The sequence below is a fragment of the Amycolatopsis sp. CA-211722 genome, from assembly GCF_056828465.1.
In genome coordinates, this window is sequence record NZ_CP184752.1 from 3,788,187 (window position 1) to 3,804,468 (window position 16,282).

Annotated in this window: 19 protein-coding genes; 11 read left to right on the plus strand and 8 right to left on the minus strand. The window is 68.2% G+C overall.

Annotation, left to right across the window (positions count from 1 at the left end; all coding sequences use genetic code 11):
- Window positions 1-5: 5 nt before the first annotated feature.
- The 3 genes from ACOCEP_RS18535 to ACOCEP_RS18545 form a co-directional block, all read right to left on the minus strand.
- On the minus strand, window positions 6-575 hold the full coding sequence (locus ACOCEP_RS18535) for a YbhB/YbcL family Raf kinase inhibitor-like protein (protein ID WP_482338747.1): 570 nt from the start codon (window positions 573-575) through the stop codon (window positions 6-8).
- A gap of 295 nt (window positions 576-870) precedes the next feature.
- Window positions 871-1,092, minus strand: a complete 222-nt coding sequence (locus ACOCEP_RS18540) for a hypothetical protein (protein ID WP_482338749.1) — start codon at window positions 1,090-1,092, stop codon at window positions 871-873.
- Window positions 1,093-1,154: 62 nt separating this feature from the next.
- Entirely contained in the window at window positions 1,155-1,772 is a 618-nt protein-coding gene (locus ACOCEP_RS18545) for a TetR/AcrR family transcriptional regulator (RefSeq protein WP_482338750.1), read from the minus strand.
- A 67-nt stretch (window positions 1,773-1,839) separates the two neighbouring features.
- Here ACOCEP_RS18545 and ACOCEP_RS18550 point away from each other — a divergent pair, with 67 nt between their 5' ends.
- The 3 genes from ACOCEP_RS18550 to ACOCEP_RS18560 all read left to right on the plus strand — a co-directional run bounded on the left by ACOCEP_RS18550 (window position 1,840) and on the right by ACOCEP_RS18560 (window position 3,768).
- On the plus strand, window positions 1,840-2,469 hold the full coding sequence (locus tag ACOCEP_RS18550) for an MSMEG_1061 family FMN-dependent PPOX-type flavoprotein (protein WP_482338752.1): 630 nt from the start codon (window positions 1,840-1,842) through the stop codon (window positions 2,467-2,469).
- Window positions 2,469-3,365 (plus strand): PDR/VanB family oxidoreductase, encoded by an 897-nt coding sequence (locus tag ACOCEP_RS18555; protein WP_482338754.1) that lies wholly within the window; start codon window positions 2,469-2,471, stop codon window positions 3,363-3,365. Before ACOCEP_RS18550 ends, ACOCEP_RS18555 begins: the two co-directional genes overlap by 1 nt.
- 106 nt (window positions 3,366-3,471) lie before the next feature.
- Complete coding sequence (locus ACOCEP_RS18560) at window positions 3,472-3,768, plus strand: DUF1540 domain-containing protein (protein ID WP_016331847.1); 297 nt, start codon at window positions 3,472-3,474, stop codon at window positions 3,766-3,768.
- A 100-nt stretch (window positions 3,769-3,868) separates the two neighbouring features.
- Here the strand turns inward: ACOCEP_RS18560 and ACOCEP_RS18565 are convergent, their stop codons facing one another.
- From ACOCEP_RS18565 to ACOCEP_RS18575, 3 genes are all read right to left on the minus strand, one after another.
- A complete protein-coding gene (locus tag ACOCEP_RS18565) occupies window positions 3,869-4,534 on the minus strand; it encodes an FG-GAP-like repeat-containing protein (protein WP_482338756.1) in 666 nt (221 codons plus the stop codon).
- Window positions 4,535-4,687: 153 nt separating this feature from the next.
- Window positions 4,688-6,868, minus strand: coding sequence for an RICIN domain-containing protein (locus tag ACOCEP_RS18570; RefSeq protein ID WP_482338758.1), 2,181 nt, complete (start codon window positions 6,866-6,868; stop codon window positions 4,688-4,690).
- A 157-nt stretch (window positions 6,869-7,025) separates the two neighbouring features.
- Window positions 7,026-7,907 (minus strand): helix-turn-helix domain-containing protein, encoded by an 882-nt coding sequence (locus tag ACOCEP_RS18575; protein ID WP_482338760.1) that lies wholly within the window; start codon window positions 7,905-7,907, stop codon window positions 7,026-7,028.
- Window positions 7,908-8,062: 155 nt separating this feature from the next.
- Between ACOCEP_RS18575 and ACOCEP_RS18580 the strand changes: the two genes are divergently transcribed.
- Window positions 8,063-8,521: a hypothetical protein gene (locus tag ACOCEP_RS18580; RefSeq protein WP_482338761.1), complete on the plus strand. Its 459-nt coding sequence runs from the start codon at window positions 8,063-8,065 to the stop codon at window positions 8,519-8,521.
- On the opposite strand, the gene ACOCEP_RS18585 is transcribed toward ACOCEP_RS18580, so the two are convergent.
- Window positions 8,442-9,107, minus strand: coding sequence for a TetR/AcrR family transcriptional regulator (locus ACOCEP_RS18585; protein ID WP_482338763.1), 666 nt, complete (start codon window positions 9,105-9,107; stop codon window positions 8,442-8,444). The genes ACOCEP_RS18580 and ACOCEP_RS18585 overlap by 80 nt on opposite strands.
- Before the next feature lie 69 nt (window positions 9,108-9,176).
- On the opposite strand from ACOCEP_RS18585, the gene ACOCEP_RS18590 reads away from it, so the two are divergent.
- The 4 genes from ACOCEP_RS18590 (at window position 9,177) to vanX (ending at window position 12,701) form a co-directional block, all read left to right on the plus strand.
- Complete coding sequence (locus ACOCEP_RS18590) at window positions 9,177-9,902, plus strand: alpha/beta fold hydrolase (protein WP_482338764.1); 726 nt, start codon at window positions 9,177-9,179, stop codon at window positions 9,900-9,902.
- 120 nt (window positions 9,903-10,022) lie between these two features.
- A complete protein-coding gene (gene vanH, locus ACOCEP_RS18595) occupies window positions 10,023-11,054 on the plus strand; it encodes a VanH-AOV family D-lactate dehydrogenase (RefSeq protein WP_482338766.1) in 1,032 nt (343 codons plus the stop codon).
- Between the two features lies 1 nt (window position 11,055).
- Window positions 11,056-12,096 (plus strand): D-alanine--(R)-lactate ligase VanA-Ao2, encoded by a 1,041-nt coding sequence (gene vanA-Ao2 / locus ACOCEP_RS18600; RefSeq protein WP_482338768.1) that lies wholly within the window; start codon window positions 11,056-11,058, stop codon window positions 12,094-12,096.
- Window positions 12,093-12,701 carry a D-Ala-D-Ala dipeptidase VanX gene (gene vanX, locus ACOCEP_RS18605; protein WP_482338770.1) on the plus strand — a complete coding sequence of 203 codons (609 nt, stop codon included), beginning with the start codon at window positions 12,093-12,095 and terminating at the stop codon, window positions 12,699-12,701. Before vanA-Ao2 ends, vanX begins: the two co-directional genes overlap by 4 nt.
- A gap of 61 nt (window positions 12,702-12,762) precedes the next feature.
- On the opposite strand, the gene ACOCEP_RS18610 is transcribed toward vanX, so the two are convergent.
- Window positions 12,763-13,641, minus strand: coding sequence for an oxidoreductase (locus ACOCEP_RS18610; protein ID WP_482338772.1), 879 nt, complete (start codon window positions 13,639-13,641; stop codon window positions 12,763-12,765).
- 88 nt (window positions 13,642-13,729) lie between these two features.
- Here ACOCEP_RS18610 and ACOCEP_RS18615 point away from each other — a divergent pair, with 88 nt between their 5' ends.
- From ACOCEP_RS18615 to ACOCEP_RS18625, 3 genes are all read left to right on the plus strand, one after another.
- On the plus strand, window positions 13,730-14,377 hold the full coding sequence (locus ACOCEP_RS18615; RefSeq protein WP_482338774.1) for a DNA-binding response regulator: 648 nt from the start codon (window positions 13,730-13,732) through the stop codon (window positions 14,375-14,377).
- Window positions 14,378-14,673: 296 nt separating this feature from the next.
- Entirely contained in the window at window positions 14,674-14,988 is a 315-nt protein-coding gene (locus tag ACOCEP_RS18620; protein WP_482338775.1) for a hypothetical protein, read from the plus strand.
- Window positions 14,989-15,022: 34 nt separating this feature from the next.
- Window positions 15,023-16,234 (plus strand): peptidoglycan-binding protein, encoded by a 1,212-nt coding sequence (locus ACOCEP_RS18625; protein WP_482338777.1) that lies wholly within the window; start codon window positions 15,023-15,025, stop codon window positions 16,232-16,234.
- Window positions 16,235-16,282 lie beyond the last annotated feature (48 nt).

Below are 16,282 nucleotides of genomic sequence, written 5' to 3' on the forward strand. Positions count from 1 at the left end.
GGGACTTACGACTCGCCGGTGATCCTCGCCGAGCCGATCGAAGCCGCGGTGATCGCGCCGGCCGCGGTCCGGGTCGACGAACCGGAGTTCAGGCCGGTGAGCGACGTCCGGTCGAGGGCGTGCACGACGAACTCGTAGGTGTTCACGGTCGAGGGCGAGCACGGGCCCTGGTAGCCGTAGAGGCTCGCGCTCCCGCGGTAGTAGACCTGCCTGGAGCCGGCGGGCACCGGTGGCCGGTAGACGTGCTGGACGTTCTGGGGGAGCGAGGCCGTGGCCGCCGGGATGTCGTAGATGACCCAGTGGATGAGGTTGGCGTTGTCGAGGTCGCGCATGACGATCGCGTAGCTCTTCGCCCCGGCGGGAGCCCCCGACCAGGCCAACGGCGGCGACTCGTTCTTCTTGGCCGGATCGTTCCCGCCGCCGCTGGTGCACTCGTGGACCTTGGGCATGAGACCGCCGTTGGCGAAAGCGGCACTGGACAGGGTGAACGCGTTTTGCGCCGAAGACGCCGCCGGGGAAAGACAGGCGGCGTCGAGGGCGAGCAGCGCGCAGAACACGATTCTCGTTGCTCTCATCGGAGACTCCCGAGTCCGTTTGTGCTTCTCGTGCGCGAAATCCAGCGTAGGGAGCCCGGAAAGCGTCGGCTAGCGCACTTTTCCGGCCTATCGAGGTGTTTTCGCCGGGTGCCGAACTCGTAACTCGCGTGATCCGGCGCGTCATTCGCGTGATTGGAGGCGTAACTCACGAGTTACGCCTCCAATCACGCGAGTTACGTCTCTGATCACGCGAATGACGAGTTCAGGCGCGGAGAAACAGATCGACACAACGAGGTCGTGTGCACCAGGCCGGGCGGAAGCGTCATGAAGCTGCTCAGCCGCTCGGCCGCTTCTGGACGGATTTCCGGCGGCGGGTGCGGGCGACCCCGACCCACAGCAGGGCGGAGACGACCGCGCCCGGCGCCGCCGTCAGGTACACCGGCCACGCACGGAACCCCGAAACCCACAACATCGTGACCAGGCCGAGGGTGATCAGGGTCCAGAGCAGCGCGAGCGTGCCACCTCTCCGGCGCCAGCCGGCGGCGACGGCGCGCATCCTGTCCTCTACTCGGCTCACACCGGTGGATACCCGCTCATCGCCTGGTCAACCCCCGGAAATCAGGCGCGGAGGTAGCCGGTGATCATCGCCACGAGCTCGTTCTCGAGCCGGGTGACGTCGATCGAGCCGGGCGCGGCGATGAGCTGGTGCACGGTCAGTTCGACCGTGGACGCGACGAGCCGGGCCGCGGTGTCCTTGTCCCGCACCCGGACTTCGGGATGGCCGTGGAGGAGTTCCCGCAGGTCACCGATCATCTCCCACTCCAGCCGGGTGACGCGTTCCAGCAGCTCACCGGAGCGGGGCGCCTGCTCGATCATGATCTGCAGCAGTCGCGGATCGTCGAGATGGTTCTCGATCACCGTGCGCACGAACTCCCGGATGATCGTCTCCAGCGGCTCCGGCGACTCCTTGTACCGGCGCAACGTTTCGGTGGCCCGGTCGCCGTCGAGGTGCCGGGTGAGCAACTCGGCCAGGATCGCGTCCTTGTTCGGGTAGTACTGATACAGCGAGCCGATCGAGATCCGGGCGCGTTCGGCGATCCGGTTCGTCGTCCCCGCGGCGTACCCGTACTCGGCGAAAACGTGAGCAGCGGCGGTGAGGATGCGCTGCCTGGTCAGCTCGGCCCGGACCTGGCGTGGCTGTTTACGTGGCTGAAGCCGTCGTTGCCCCGACGTCATGACACCCCCGGTGAAGCGGCGCGAAAGCGAGTAGCGAGCGCGCTGAACAATTGCTCATAATTATGCCATGACCAGCATAGATACCCGTCCACGCCGACTTTCCCCCGAGGAGGTCCGCGCCCGGCTGGGGGAGCCGGAGGCCATGATCGAGGCCAAGGTCCACGACCGGATCGACCGGCACGGCCACCGGTTCATCGCCCATGCCCCGTTCGTGACGATGGCGACGGCGGACGCGACGGGACTGCCCGATTGCTCACCGCGCGGCGACTACCCGGGCTTCGTCAAGGTGCTCGACGAGCGCACCCTGGCGATCCCCGACCGGCCGGGCAACAAACTCGCCGACTCCTTCCGCAATCTCGCCGAGAACGACGGCATCGGCCTGATGTTCGTGGTCCCCGGCGTGCGGGAGGTGTTCCGGGTCAACGGCCGCGCCTATCCCACCGACGAGCCGGACGTGCTCGCCAGGATGCGCACCGAGGGCAAGCCGGCGGAGCTGGCGATCGTCGTCGACGTACTGGAGACGTTCTTCCACTGCGGCCGCGCGCTGATCCGGTCCCGGCTCTGGGATCCCGCGAGCCAGGCCCTGGCGGGCGAATTGCCGTCCGCCGGCGAGATCGCGGCCGAGCAGATGGGGCTCGACGTCGATCCGGCCGTCGTGGAGGCCATGCTCGAAACCGGCTACCGGCGGTTGTACTGATGCAGAAGACCGTGCTCGATCGCGTGGAACCGGTCGCCGAAGGAACCGTCTCACTCCTCCTGCGCGGCGCTGGAGGCGAGCTGGCGCCTTGGGAGCCGGGTGCGCACGTCGATGTGGCGTTGCCGAACTGGCTGACCCGGCAGTATTCGCTGTGCGGGGACCCGGCCGATCGCGGCGGCTACCGGGTCGCCGTCCGGTACGACCGGCTGAGCCGGGGCGGTTCGGAGTACGTCCACCTGTTCCTGCGCGCGGGCCGGACACTCGACGTCTCGTTGCCGCGCAACAACTTCCCGTTGCTGCCCGCGCCGGAGCACCTGTTCGTCGCGGGCGGGATCGGGATCACGCCTCTCATGCCGATGCTGGCGGCGGCGGGCCCTACGGCAAGGTTGGTGTACGTGGGCAGGTCCGAGGCGACGATGCCGTTCGCCGCCGGCCTCAAGGCCGCGTACGGCGACAGGGTGCGTCTCCACCCGACAGCCGAACACGGCAGGCCGGATTTCGCCGCGCTGGCCGCCGGGCTCGGCCCGGACGCACTGGTCTACTGCTGTGGTCCCGCTTCGATGCTCGCCGCGGCCGAAGCGGCGTTCCCCGCGAACAGACTGCATATCGAGCGTTTCCAGCCCGTGGCCAAGGAATTCGCGGCCGCGGAGCCGTTCGAAGCACGGTGTGTCCGATCAGGACGGACGGTGCCGGTCGCCGCGGAAGACTCGCTGCTGGACGCCTTGAACCACGCGGGGTTCCGTATCCCGTCCGGTTGCCGTGAAGGGGTTTGCGGCAGTTGTGAAATCGGCGTCGTCGGGGGCGAACCGGACCACCGCGACGATATCGGGGCGCCACCAGGACGGATGTACTGCTGTGTTTCCCGCGCGTCTTCGCGCCTCGACTTGGACCTTTGATTCCGCCCGCGGACGTGAATGAATTTCTCCGAATTGCCGCGGGAGCGGGCCGGTGCAACCCTGGTCGTACCGAACGACACCACCACCACGAAGTACAGGAGTCGTTATGACCACCACCGAAATGCCGGCTGTCCACGAATGCACGGTCAGCGGCTGTTCGTACAACCACGACGGCTGCCACGCCTTCGCCATCACGGTCGGTGGCGGCAACGGGTCGGCCGATTGCGGAACGTTCGTCCCGCTCAACACCAAGGGTGGACTCGATCGAGTGACCGCACAGGTGGGCGCCTGCTCCCGGTCCGACTGCCGCCACAATTCCGCGCTGGAATGCACCGCATCGAGTGTCCGGGTGGGACCGGGCGAGGGCGACCACGCCGCCAATTGCCTGACCTACGCCCCGTAGCCGCACTTTGCGCGTGAAGGCCCCCTTCCCTCGGCTCAGCCGAGGGAAGGGGGCCTTCACGCGCTTTGGGGCGAAGCTGGGCTGGCTTCGCGGAGCGGTGTCAGCTCCCGGCCTGGTCGCAGGTCGCGGCGTCGGTGGCGAGCACCGGGTCGGTCACCGGGCGGCTGGTGATCGGAATGATCTTCTGAGTGGTCAGCGCGCCATCGCGAAGGGTGTAGACGGTGCGGGTGCCCGAGTAGGTGAGCGGGTCGGCGCCGAGGTCGTCCGCCTCGGCCGCGACGGTTTCGAAGGTGCGGCCGCCGCCGTCGAGCGGGGTGCACTGGTAACCCAGGTGGGCGGCGACGCCACCGCCCTCGGCGACCGACAACGGCTTGCTGTCGTTGTCGACGACCTGGCTGAGGTTGCGGCCGTCGTAGTGCAGGGCCGTGAAGAACGTGGTGTTGGCGCCGACGGACTGGGTGACGATCAGTTCGGCGCGGCCGTCGCCGTTGAGGTCCGTGACGCGCGGGGCCTGGAGCGGGACGGAGCTGTCCGCGCCGAGGTGGATCGAGGTGAAGGTGCCGTGCACGGTCGCGGAGACGACCTGGTCGTCGTCGCCGGTGAGCTGGGCGGAGACGGTCTCGATCTCGCCGTCACCGTCGAGGTCGGCCACGGTGGTGACGGGGTCACTCTGCGGGCTCGCCAGCGCCGGGACGACGGCGGCCAGGCTCAGCGCGGCGGCGACGCCGGTGATGGTGGCGGTACGGATGATGCCGGTGTGGTTCATGGTGCTCTCCCTCCAACGCCTCCGGTGAACTCTTCACCGAAAGTGCTCTCATCAGGGGAGACGGTTGCGGATCATGGACGTGCATCCGAAGTGTGATGCGCCACACGAACGCAACCCCGGGTGGCCCGCCCCCGAAGGAGCGGGCCGCCGGGGTCAGCCGATCTTCCACAGCTGGAGCGGGGAGCCCGTGTCGGCGCGTTGCGTGACGGCGGAACCGTCCGAAGCGGACGCTGTCGTCAGCAGCAAGCCGGAGCGGACGCTCGCGAGCTTGTAGGCCCCGTCAGGCTGTTTCGTCGCGGTCCAACGCTGGTTGGCCCCGCCGGTGCACGTCCACTGGATGACGCGCGCGCCCGCCGTGGCGGCCCCGCCTTCGACGTCGGCGCACAGTTTCGAGTGCGAGTTCGTCAAGGTGTAGGAACCGTCGGACTGCCGGGTGAACAGCCACTTCTGGTTGACGCCCTGGTTCGGCGTCCAGGTGACCAAGGGGGTGCCGGCGGCCGTCGACGAGTCCGGGTCGTCGAGGTTCTTGCCCGCCGCGGCCAGGGTGTGGATCCCGCCGAGGGTGCCGGCACCGGCATCGGTGAACTTCAGCGTCTGCTCGGCCGCGGTCCGGCCGCCGCCGACCGCGTTCCCGCTGACGTCGGTCCACGAACGCGTCGGCGTGGTCTCCGCGAGGCGTGAAGTGTTGCCGGAGAGGCCGAGCACGAGCCCGCTGTAGCGGTTCACCAGCCGGAACGTCCCTTTGTCCACAGTGGACGGGATGACGAACCACTGCTGTCCGACCGTCGAGGACGAGGTCACCGTCGGTTTCGCGCCCCACGCCCGGCCCGCTTGCACGGCGTCGACACCGAGGAGCCCGCCCGTGGCCGCGTTGGCGACGCGGTACGAACCGTCGCCGTCCGGGGAGAACTGCCACGCTTCGCGGTCGGAGCCGGTCGTGCTCGCGACCGACGTCGTCGCGGTCCCGGCGCCCTGCGCGAGCACCCGGCCGTCGCCGAGGCCGATCCGGTACTTGCGGGAACCGTCCACAGGGGACGGTGCGGGCACGGACGACGTGATGGTCTGGGTCGTGTACTCGCCGCCGGCGTTGTTCGAGCAGGCCACCGCGCAGTACGAACGGAACTGCTTGCCGATGATGGTCGAGTTCGTCTTGTTCGCGGCGTCGACGAACCAGCGGTACCAGGACTGGTTGGTGTAGCTCCCGGTGTCGCCGATCAGCCGCCATTTCTGCGTCGTCAGATCGTCGGTCACGTAATAACGCTGCGGGACGACGCTGTCCACGGCCTCCGGCGCGCCGAGGTAGAGACCGAGATGCGCGTTGTAGGCGATGTTCATGATGAACAGATCCGATTTGCGCGGCAGTTGTCCCGCGGCGATCTGCTGGCTGACGTTGCCGGTGTTGGCGGGGTCGTAGTCGTCCGCGACCGGGGTGTAGCCGGTGTCGCCGGGGGCGGACACGGGAACCATGTTGCTCTCGCGGCCGCCGACGCCGGGCTGGCTCCAGCCGCCGTCGAACCATTTCTGCCACGAGCCGGACGCCATCTTGGCCGAGATCGGCGAGCGGGCGACGTGCGCCAGCCCGGTCATCGGGCCACCGGCGCCGGCCTTCGGGACGATGCGCGAGCCGTAGTAGACGTAGAAGTATCCGGAGGCGGTGTCGACGAACAGGCGCGGGTCGCCGTCGCCGTAGTCGAACGTCTGATGCGGGAACGCCGCCGTGTCACCGCGTTTCGTGCTGTACGGCGAAGTGATCGCGTGGTCCTTGATGAGCCACGTCTTTCCCTGGTCCTTCGAGACGGCCATGTCGATCGCGTCGTAATGGGAGAACGAGTAGGCCCCGAACGGTTCGGGGGTGAACTCGTTGTGGATCAGGCCGTACCAGTCCCCGGTGTCCGGATCGACCCAGGTGCCGACGAGATCGCAGAAATTCCGCTGCGAGTACCCGGATCCGGCGGGCGGGTCAGTGGATTCCTTGCCGGTGGGGCTGTTGTTGCACCGCCAGGTGGTGTCGTCGTTGCGGTCGGCGGGATTCGCCGGGTTCACCGCCGAGCTGACCGGGTTCTTGGTGAAGCCGTCGAAATCGCGGCCGCTGTAGAAGTCCCACTCGCGCGGCTGGTCCGCGCCGTAGAGCGCGGCCGCCTGCTGGAAGTAGAAGGTGCCGTCCTTGTCGACATAGGTACTCGCCGGGGTGTCCGTGGTCGGGCTGAACGACTTCTTGGCGTCGACCGTGATGGTGTACGTCGCGTCCGGCGGCGCGGCGTCGGACGACGCCGGTATCACCGTGATCGCCGCCGCGGCCAACGCCACGGCGCCGAGAAGAGGCAGGGTCCGCATGACTCTCTCCCAAGGGTGACCCGCACCACAGTTGGCGGGGCGGGCGCCGATGTTATGAACGTTATTGCGCGTAAGTCAACGATTGCGCTCAACTTCAAGCGCTTTTCATGCAGTTACTGCGCGGAAAGTCCAAGCGGTCCGGTGCGGAAGTCCAAGCTCAGTCCGTCGGTACGAGCGGCGGGTCGTCGGGAGGGGGAACGCGCGAACTCCAGCCGCCGGGGACGGCTTGGGCGCGTGATTCGCGGAAACGCGCGGGGGAGACGCCGGCCCGCCGGGTGAAGAGCCTGCTGAAGTAGGCGGCGTCCTCGTAACCGATCGCCTTGGCCACCTCCTGCACCGGTATTCGCGTGGTGGCAAGGAGTTCCTTGGCGCGGTTGAGGCGCAGCGTCAGCAGATGGTCCTTCAACCCGGTCTCGGTGCCGCGGCGCACCGCGGCGCGAAGTTCGGGCAGCGTCATGCCTCGGCGGGCCGCGATCTCCGCGACACTGATCGGCAACAGGGCGTCCTGCGCCAAGGCTTCTAGCAAGGACCCGTCGCCGGAGGTGCTGTCGGCGGCGCGGCGCAGGGCCACCAGCAGATGATGCACGGCCGCCGAGGCGTCGACCTGGGCCAGCGGGCTGCCGCCTCGCGCGCAGCGCACGATCCGGCTCACGATGTCGCGGACGGCCTCGACGTCGCCCAGCGGTACCACCGGCGTCGCGGGCGTGACGTAACCGAGTTCCACGTAGGCCTCCACGGCGGTGCCGTCGAAATCGACGAAACACTCTTCCCAGCCGTGCGCGGGATCGGGCGCGTAGTGATGTCCGACGCCGGGAATGAGCCACAGCAACGCGGGCGCGACGACTTCCTGTCGCTCGCCGCCCGCCACGGCGAACCACCCGCGTCCCTTGGACACCACGACGGCGACGTAATGGCCGAGCACGCGCGGCCCCACCACGGGCAGGGTTCCGTGCTGCAGCCCGACACCGAGGCAGACCAAGCCGAGCCGGCGGTGCACGGCGGACGGCGTGAAGTACCGCATCCAGGTCCGGTAACCCATCCCCGCATCCTCGCGCTTTTCGCTCAAGTCCGTGAAGGCCTCCTTGAGGGACTTGAATCCATTGAGGGTGACGGCGGGGGCGGTCACACGATCGAGGTATGGGCCCTGTCTCGCCGCCCTCGCGGGGTATCCCCGGGGAAACGGAGGAGGCAACGATGCCCGACAACGAACTACCGGGTTTCCTGATCATCGGCCTGATCTTCGTCGTCGCGGACGGCCAGGTCCTGTATCGCGGCGCCCGCCGCTACCTCACCGGGCCGGACGCCCGCGAGGGAAGCGGGTCGGTGGCCTGGATGGTGGTGACGGTCTTCCACCTGGCGGCGATCGGGATGCTGGCGCTGCTGGCGGTCGTGGCTCCGGAGTGGTCCGGTTCGCCGGCCGCCTTCGTCGGCAGGCTGGGCGTGTTCCTGCTGCTCATGGCGGTGGCCCACGTTCTCACCCTGTCCGTGCTCGGCCATCGGCGCCAGGATCACGTGGTCGAGACCCGGCTGCGGAAACGCGAAGACGACGTCGACTCGTCGCGGGAGCCGACGGTCACCCCGGTGCCGGGTCAGGAGGACCGGAACCCGCGGGTGAGCCCGGATCTCGGGGACCGCGGTCCGTATCGGGCTTGAGCCCGAGGGCGAGGTGGAGCTGACGTGACCACCAGCGCACTTGCGCGGCTGAATCCTCCGCCGCGGATCCGGTGAGCCCGGCGCTGCGCCGGAAATCGCTTCCGTACAGGGTCTCCACGGCCATCGCCTGATGCAGGGCGGCGACGGCCAGCCGCGTGTCCGCCAGGGAGCCGCCGGGCGGCCTGAGCCGGTGGAGGGCGTCGACGACCGGGTCGAGCATCCCGCTGCCGGGGTCGCGCCAGCCCGCCGCGTGCAGCGCCACCGCGAGTTCGCCGTAGCCGTTCCGGTACAGATCGTGCAGCGCTTCGACCAGTTCCAGCAGGTCGGCGCCGCGATCCAACCAGCCAACGAGAAGGCTCTCGAGCGCGTCCCGGAGACGGCGGCCGCCGTGCCGGAGGAGTTCGGCGAGCAGGTTCTCCCGGTTGCCGAAGTGGTGGGCGACGCCGGCGTCGGTCATGCCGACCCGTGCGGCCACGGCCCGCATCTGGACGGCGGCGACACCGGACTCGGCGAGCAGTGCGGCCGCGGCGGCGAGGATCAGCCGCCGGGCCTCGCCGGGGGTCCGTCGTGCTCGGGGTGTCGTCACGAGCGGCATCCTACCTTGATACGCCAAGGTATCCGCGCTACCTTGATTGGCCAAGGTAAGGGGGCAGCCATGACCACCGAAATCGATCTCGACCTGGGCGATGTCACCCTGCGGGGCACGGAGACCGGCACCGGTCCGACGGTTCTGCTGCTGCACGCGGGCGGGGAGCGCCGTGCGGTCTGGGCGCCGGTCGCCGCGGCGCTGGCCTGGCGCGGCTTCCGGTCGGTGGCCTTCGACCTGCGCGGTCACGGGGACAGTTCGGGCCAGGCGACCACGCTCCGGGTGCTGGCCGGCGACGTGGCCGCGATGATCGGCAGCCAGCCCGCGCCGATCGTTCTCGTGGGTGCTTCGGTGGGGGGTTTGGCCGCCATCGCCGCGATGGCGGACCCCGCCGTCGCGGCCCGGGCCTCCGGGCTCGTGCTCGTCGACGTCGTGCCCGGCGTCGAACCGGCCCGGGTGCGTTCGTGGCTCGGCTTCCACGGGCTCGGCGGCCGCTACACCCGCCTGGTCGAGGACGTCCTCGGCTCGGCTCCCGCCCTGCTCGCGACGGCCGGGGCGCTGGACATGCCGATCCTGGTGGTGCACGGCGGGCACGACTCACCGCTCCGCGAAGCGGATGTGGATCGCTTGCGCGCGGCCAACGCCAGGGTCGCCGTGGCCGGTGTCCCGGCGGCGGGCCATCTCGTGGCGAGGGACGCTCCGGAAGTCCTCGCGGACCTGGTGGCGACGTGGCTTTGTGGCATCCGTCACGGGACGGTTTCGACGCCGGGCGAGGGCGGGCAAGATCTGCGATAAGGCTGTGCGGCGCAGGTGAAGACAACGTCGTGCACTCGGCGCTACCAGTTGGTAACTTATTGTCGGGGCCTCGAAAACCCCATAAGAAGCGGCAACAACGCGCTGCCTACAATGTCGGGCATGACCTACAGCGAACCAGCGCGATCAGCTGCCCCCCGCACCGGATCGCTGGCGTCCGCCTCCTCCTCGGCCGTCTTGGCAACGGGAATCACGATTTATGGATGCGGACAGGACGAGGCCGCCCTGTTCCGGGAGATGGCCCCTCGTTTCGGTATAACGCCGACCATTGTCGAGGAGCCGGTGTCCGAGGCCAATATCGCACTGGTCTCCGGAAACAGGTGTATCAGTATCGGTCACAAGACCAAGGTCACGAACTCCATTCTTCTGGCGCTCGGCGAAGCCGGCGTGAAATACATCTCCACGCGGAGCATCGGTTTCAATCACATCGATGTGGAGTACGCCGCGAGCGTCGGTATCACCGTGGGCAACGTCGCCTACTCGCCGGACAGCGTCGCCGACTTCACGCTGATGTTCATGCTGATGGCGGTGCGCGACGCCAAGTCCATCATCCGCCGCACCGAGGTCCACGACTACCGGCTGAACGAGGTGCGCGGGAAAGAACTGCGCGATCTGACCGTCGGCGTGGTCGGAACAGGGCGGATCGGGGTCGCCGTCCTGGAGCGGCTGCGTGGTTTCGGCTGCAAGGTGCTGGCCTACGACACGGTGCTGACCGCCTCGGCCGAGTACGTCCCGCTCGACGAATTGCTGCAGCAGAGCGACATCGTGACACTGCACGTGCCGCTCAACACGGATACCTATCATCTCCTCGACCGGAAGAACATCGAGCGGATGAAGGACGGCGCGTACGTCATCAACACCGGGCGCGGTCCGCTGATCGAAACCGAAGCCCTCATTTCGGCGCTGGAAAGCGGAAAACTGGGCGGGGCGGCGCTGGACGTCCTCGAAGGAGAGGAAGGAATCTTCTACGCCGACTGCCGGAACAAGGCGATAGAGTCCGAACCGCTGCTGCGGCTGGAAAAACTGTCGAACGTGCTCATCAGCCCGCATACCGCCTATTACACGGACCACGCGCTGAGTGACACCGTCGAAAACTCCATCATCAATTGTCTCCAATTCGAAAGCGGGAAGTAGTATGGGTAGGCTGAAAATCGGAATTCTGTTCGGCGGGCTTTCCGAAGAACATCCTATCTCCATCAAATCTGCGCGCGAGGTCCAGAAGAACCTCGACCTCGAGAAGTACGAGCCGTACTACATCGGGATCACCCAGAGCGGTTCCTGGATGCTCTGCGACGGCCCCGCCGAGGATTGGGAGAACGGCAACGTCCGCCCGGCCGTGCTGTCGCCGGACCGCGGGACGCACGGTCTGCTCGTCCTGGACGAGGGCAAGTACGAGACGATCGCCCTCGACGTGGTGCTGCCGGTGCTGCACGGCAAGTTCGGCGAAGACGGCGCGATGCAGGGCCTGCTGGAGATCTCCGGCATCCCCTACGTCGGCTGCGACCTCCCGAGCTCGGTCATGTGCATCGACAAGTCGCTGACCTACTCCGTCGTCCGCGGCGCGGGGATCGAAACGCCGACCTTCTACATCGTCACGTCGGACAACGACGTCGACCCGGACCAGCTGAACTACCCGGTCTTCGTGAAGCCCGCCCGCTCGGGCTCGTCGTTCGGTGTCAGCAAGGTCTCTTCGAAGGAAGAACTGCCCGCCGCGCTGGCCGAGGCGCGCCAGTACGACGGGAAGATCCTGATCGAAGAGGCCGTGATCGGCAGCGAGATCGGCTGCTCGATCCTCGGCAACGGCGACGACCTGTTCGCGGGCGAGGTGGACCGGGTCGCGCTGACCCACGGCTTCTTCAAGATCCACCAGGAGAAGAGCCCCGAGACCGGCTCCGAGAACTCGAGCTTCATCGTCCCCGCCGACATCCCGGACTCCTCGCGTGACCGGGTCCAGGAGGCGGCGAAGGTCATCTACCGCGCTCTGGGCTGCCGCGGGCTCGCGCGGGTCGACCTGTTCCTCAAGGAGGACGGGAGCGTGGTGCTCAACGAGGTCAACACCCTGCCCGGCCTGACCTCGTACAGCCGCTACCCGCGCATGATGAACGCCGCCGGCCTCTCGCTCGGCGACGTGATCGACCGGCTGGTGAATCTGACGCTGGCGGGCCGTGGCGAATGAAGGATGATTTCGTCTTCGTGGACGAGGTCGTCTCCGGAATTCGCTGGGACGCCAAGTACGCCACGTGGGACAACTTCACCGGCAAGCCGGTGGACGGCTACCTGGTGAACCGGATCGCCGGCACGCGCGCGTTCTGCGCGGCGCTGGAGAAGGCACGGGACAAGGCCGAGGAGCTCGGCTTCGGGCTGCTCCTGTGGGACGGATACCGCCCGCAGCGCGCCGTGGACCGCTTCATGCGCTGGGCGGAAGAGCCGGAAGACGGCCGGAAGAAGGCCAGGCACTACCCGAACATCGACCGGCCTCAGATGTTCGAAAAGGGCTACGTGGCCACGAAGTCGGGCCACAGCCGCGGTAGCACCGTGGATCTGACGCTCTACCACCTGGACACCGGCGAACTCGCCGACATGGGTGGCGACCACGACCTCATGGACGTCGTCTCGCATCACGGGGCGGCGGGTGTCTCGGAAGAGGCCGCGAAGAACCGCGCGCACCTGTGCGCGGTCATGGAGGGGTCGGGCTTCAGCTCGTACGAGTGCGAGTGGTGGCACTACAACCTGAAGGACGAGCCCTACCCGGACACTTACTTCGATTTCCCCATCGCGTAGGTGTAGCGCGTGAAGGCCCCCTTCCCTCGGCTCAGCCGAGGGAAGGGGGCCTTCACGCGCTTCAGGGTTCATGGCGGCCGACACCGTCGAGCAGCGCCAGTTCCTCCTCACTCAACCGCAGGCCGCCCGCCGCGACGTTCTCCTCCAGATGCCGCGGATCGCCGGTCCCGGGGATGGCGAGGACGTGCGCGCCGCGGTGCAGGGTCCAGGCGAGCCGGATCTGTGCAGGGGACGCGTCGTGCGCCGCGGCGACTTTCGCGACCTCTGCCTGCCCAGGAACGGGGCCGGGAAGCGAAGTGGTGACGGCGAAGAACGGTACGAACGCGATGCCGTGCGCGCCGCACAGGTCGACCAGCGCGTCGTCCTCCCGGTCGGCCAGGCCGTAGCGGTTCTGCACGCAGACCACCGGAGCGATCGACAGGGCCTCGGTCAGCTGGTCCGCCACGACGTTGGAGATACCCAGATGGCGGATCAACCCCGCCTCGCGCAGCTCCGCCAGCGCGCCGAAATGGTCCGCCACCGAGCCGGGCTCCTTGCCCATCGCGGCGCCCCAGCGCAGATTGACGACGTCGAGGTGGTCGAGCCCGAGTTGCCGGATGTTCTCTTCGACCTGGCCGCGGAGCCGATCCGGGCGCGCGAAGGAGAATTCGCCGTCTCGGTCGCGGCCGGCGCCGACCTTCGTGGTGATCACCAGGTTTTCGGGATAGGGCTGCAGCGCGGTGCTGATCAACTCGTTCGCCGAGCGCGTGGGCGTGAAGTAGAACGAAGCGGTGTCGATGTGGTCGACGCCGAGTTCGATCGCGCGGCGCAGGACGGTGATCGCGCTTTCGCGGCTCTTGGGCTTCTCGTCCCACGGCATCCCGGTCAGCCGCATCGCGCCGAGGCCGATCCGGTTGACGGTGAGGTCGCCGAGCCGCCAGGTGTCGGGAAGGTTCGTCATGGCCACCAGCGTCGCGACGAAGCCTTTCGTAGTCAGAAAATGGCAACAACCTGCCACCCGGTCGCGCGGTTGAGGCAGTATCGATGTCATGCGGACGAGCGATGCGGTCACGGTCGTGCGCGGCGAGGAAGAGCTGTTCCGCCGGGTCGGGCATCTGTTCTCGACCGTGACCGATCTGGCGTGCGCCGCCAACGACCTCGCCACCTGGGTCGCCGCCCACGGAGCGGGCGAGGTCGCCGAGCGCCGGGCGGGGGAGGTCCGGGTTCGGAAGATCTACCGGGCGGGCCTGCTGCTCGACCCGGGAGCCGCGCGGGACCTCGCGCGGGTCAGGGACCGGCACGGAGCCCAGGTCCGCATTTCCACCGGAGACGTCAACGAGACGATCGTGCTGGACGGCAGGCTGGTCATCCTGGCGGGGGATCTCGTCGCCGGGCAGCGTGGCTACAGCGTCATCACCCAGCCCGAAACCGTGCAGGGCGTGCTGTCGTTGTTCGAGGCGACCTGGCGGGCGGCGACCGATCTCGCCGTCTTCGACGCGCGGGTGTCCGAGATCCGGCGGCTCGCGCCCGCGGTGCTGGATCTGCTCGGCAGCGGCGTCAAGGACGAAGCCGCCGCCCGGAGCCTCGGCCTCGGCGTGCGGACCTACCGTCGGCGGGTGGCCGAGCTGATGGCGGCGCTGGGTGCCGAGTCTCGTTTCCAGGCGGGCGCCCGGGCCCGCGAACTGGGTTTGGTCTAGCCGGGCCGCGCCCACCCGGCCGGGTGAGAATCGGCTACGGAAAGTAGCTCCTGAACCACGGTATCCCGCTGTCCGTCCTCGCCGGGAGGGTAAACTCTTGCCGCCGAGGACGCGGGTGAAATCTTCCGGGTGACGTCCGGGAACCAACGCGCGGCCTGCCGCGTCGGTGTACACGAACGGCGTCACCGCGTTTCGGGAAACGGTGCGCACACGTGGGTGTGAACTCATAGGGTGCGCGGTAGAGCAGTGTGGGTCAGGGCAAGCACGCGCGCAGGCGCCGGACTGGAGGATCATTCATGACTCGCCGATTCGATCCAGAGCAGATCGCCGCGCTGGCCAAGAAGGTCGGCGGGCTCAAGGACGGCTACACCGGCACGGGCAAGGACCTGGGCGACGGCGATCCCGGAGCGGCGTTCGGCGACCTGAAGAACGCGGCCAGCACGGGGAACACGATGAAGGGTTTCCACCGCGGCGTGAACGCCGAACTGGCCGCCGCCGCGAAGCTCGTCGACGCCGCGTCGAACGCGCTGGCCAACGCCGCGCAGCGGATGCGTAACGACGAGGCCGCGGGTGTCGACACCCTCCGCGGCAACGGTCGCGAGCGGGACTGATTCGGACGAAGACGGGAACCAGGGGGATTTACCGATGACCACCGCGGAGCGGAATCCGAGCACGCTCGACGACCCGTCGCACGACCGCCCGAAGTCGCTGGACGCCATCGACAAGCACGCCCAGCAGACGCAGAAGCTCAACTCGGGCGCGGTCAACGACCAGGCCAGGAAGGTCGGCGGAGCCGCCACCAGGGCCAACGACCTCGGAGACGACCTCAAGGTCTTCCGCGACGACGTCCTGCGCCACTGGGAGGGCAAGGACGCCGACGCCGTCGCCGACCACCTCGAAAAGCTCGGCAAGGCCAGCTACAAGGTCAGCGACAAGGCCGAGGCGGCCAAGAACATCCTCCAGCGGGTGTCCGAGATCATGGACGAGGTCAAGAAGAAGGTCGCGCAACTCGCCCAGGAAGCCAACGACAAGGACGCGGACAACCGCAAGCTGATCGACTCGGCTCGCCGCCGGAAGAACAGCTCCGAGGACGACAACGAGATCGCCGCGGCCGCGTCGGACATCGAGCGGCTCCGGCAGCTCAACGAGAAGGACTCCAACGGCAAGAAGGACGAGATCGAGAAGGCGCTGGACGACGCCGAGAAGCAGATCGACGATCTCCTCAAGCCGCTCGGCCTGGAGATCGAAGGCGGTTTCATCGAGCTCATCCCCGCCGACGACGGCCAGACCACGGCGTCGAGCGTCAACGCGAAGCCGGTCAACTCCAACCTGAGCAGCACTCCCAGCTACGGCGGGGGAGACGGCGGCGGGGGTGGAGGCGGCGGTGGTGGCGGTGGCGGCCCCGCCGGGGTGCCGGGCGACGGCAGGCCCGCGAAGCCGATCGACGCCCGTGGCGACAACCCGGCGAAGATCGCCGAGCAGTTCCTCGGCCGCAACGCCGGCGACCTCAAGGGCAGCGGCGAGCTGCCTGCCATGCAGTCGTGGGTGCCGAACAACGTCAACTGCGCGAACTTCGTCTCTGGCTGTCTCGAGGCGGCGGGCCTGATCGACAAGGGGCAGGCGAGTGCCTCGGTCGCGGGACTGACGGCCAACCTCGAAGCGGACGGCTGGAAGTCGGTGCCGCTTTCCGAGGCGAAACCGGGCGACGTGGTGATCTCGAACAACGGCGGGCACGTCGTGTTGTACGCGGGCGATGGCCAGTTCATCGGCTCGAACAACGTCAACCCCGATGGTTCGCAGAAGATCAGCATGGGCGGCGGTGGCGGCCTCGTGAAGATCCTCACCCCGCCGACCTGATCCGACACAACGCCGTAGCAGCACCGGGCCGGCCGACGCGTTCGCTCG

Excerpts from the sequence above, each read along its gene's own strand:
- ACOCEP_RS18560 (WP_016331847.1), top strand. The coding sequence starts at position 3,472 with ATGACCACCACCGAAATGCCGGCTGTCCACGAATGCACGGTCAGCGGC.
- vanH (WP_482338766.1), top strand. The coding sequence starts at position 10,023 with ATGACCTACAGCGAACCAGCGCGATCAGCTGCCCCCCGCACCGGATCG.
- ACOCEP_RS18565 (WP_482338756.1), bottom strand. The coding sequence starts at position 4,534 with ATGAACCACACCGGCATCATCCGTACCGCCACCATCACCGGCGTCGCC.
- ACOCEP_RS18580 (WP_482338761.1), top strand. The coding sequence starts at position 8,063 with ATGCCCGACAACGAACTACCGGGTTTCCTGATCATCGGCCTGATCTTC.
- ACOCEP_RS18590 (WP_482338764.1), top strand. The coding sequence starts at position 9,177 with ATGACCACCGAAATCGATCTCGACCTGGGCGATGTCACCCTGCGGGGC.
- ACOCEP_RS18550 (WP_482338752.1), top strand. The coding sequence starts at position 1,840 with ATGACCAGCATAGATACCCGTCCACGCCGACTTTCCCCCGAGGAGGTC.
- ACOCEP_RS18575 (WP_482338760.1), bottom strand. The coding sequence starts at position 7,907 with ATGGGTTACCGGACCTGGATGCGGTACTTCACGCCGTCCGCCGTGCAC.
- ACOCEP_RS18555 (WP_482338754.1), top strand. The coding sequence starts at position 2,469 with ATGCAGAAGACCGTGCTCGATCGCGTGGAACCGGTCGCCGAAGGAACC.
- ACOCEP_RS18540 (WP_482338749.1), bottom strand. The coding sequence starts at position 1,092 with ATGCGCGCCGTCGCCGCCGGCTGGCGCCGGAGAGGTGGCACGCTCGCG.
- ACOCEP_RS18625 (WP_482338777.1), top strand. The coding sequence starts at position 15,023 with ATGACCACCGCGGAGCGGAATCCGAGCACGCTCGACGACCCGTCGCAC.
- vanA-Ao2 (WP_482338768.1), top strand. The coding sequence starts at position 11,056 with ATGGGTAGGCTGAAAATCGGAATTCTGTTCGGCGGGCTTTCCGAAGAA.
- ACOCEP_RS18620 (WP_482338775.1), top strand. The coding sequence starts at position 14,674 with ATGACTCGCCGATTCGATCCAGAGCAGATCGCCGCGCTGGCCAAGAAG.
- vanX (WP_482338770.1), top strand. The coding sequence starts at position 12,093 with ATGAAGGATGATTTCGTCTTCGTGGACGAGGTCGTCTCCGGAATTCGC.
- ACOCEP_RS18545 (WP_482338750.1), bottom strand. The coding sequence starts at position 1,772 with ATGACGTCGGGGCAACGACGGCTTCAGCCACGTAAACAGCCACGCCAG.
- ACOCEP_RS18615 (WP_482338774.1), top strand. The coding sequence starts at position 13,730 with ATGCGGACGAGCGATGCGGTCACGGTCGTGCGCGGCGAGGAAGAGCTG.
- ACOCEP_RS18610 (WP_482338772.1), bottom strand. The coding sequence starts at position 13,641 with ATGACGAACCTTCCCGACACCTGGCGGCTCGGCGACCTCACCGTCAAC.
- ACOCEP_RS18535 (WP_482338747.1), bottom strand. The coding sequence starts at position 575 with ATGAGAGCAACGAGAATCGTGTTCTGCGCGCTGCTCGCCCTCGACGCC.
- ACOCEP_RS18570 (WP_482338758.1), bottom strand. The coding sequence starts at position 6,868 with ATGCGGACCCTGCCTCTTCTCGGCGCCGTGGCGTTGGCCGCGGCGGCG.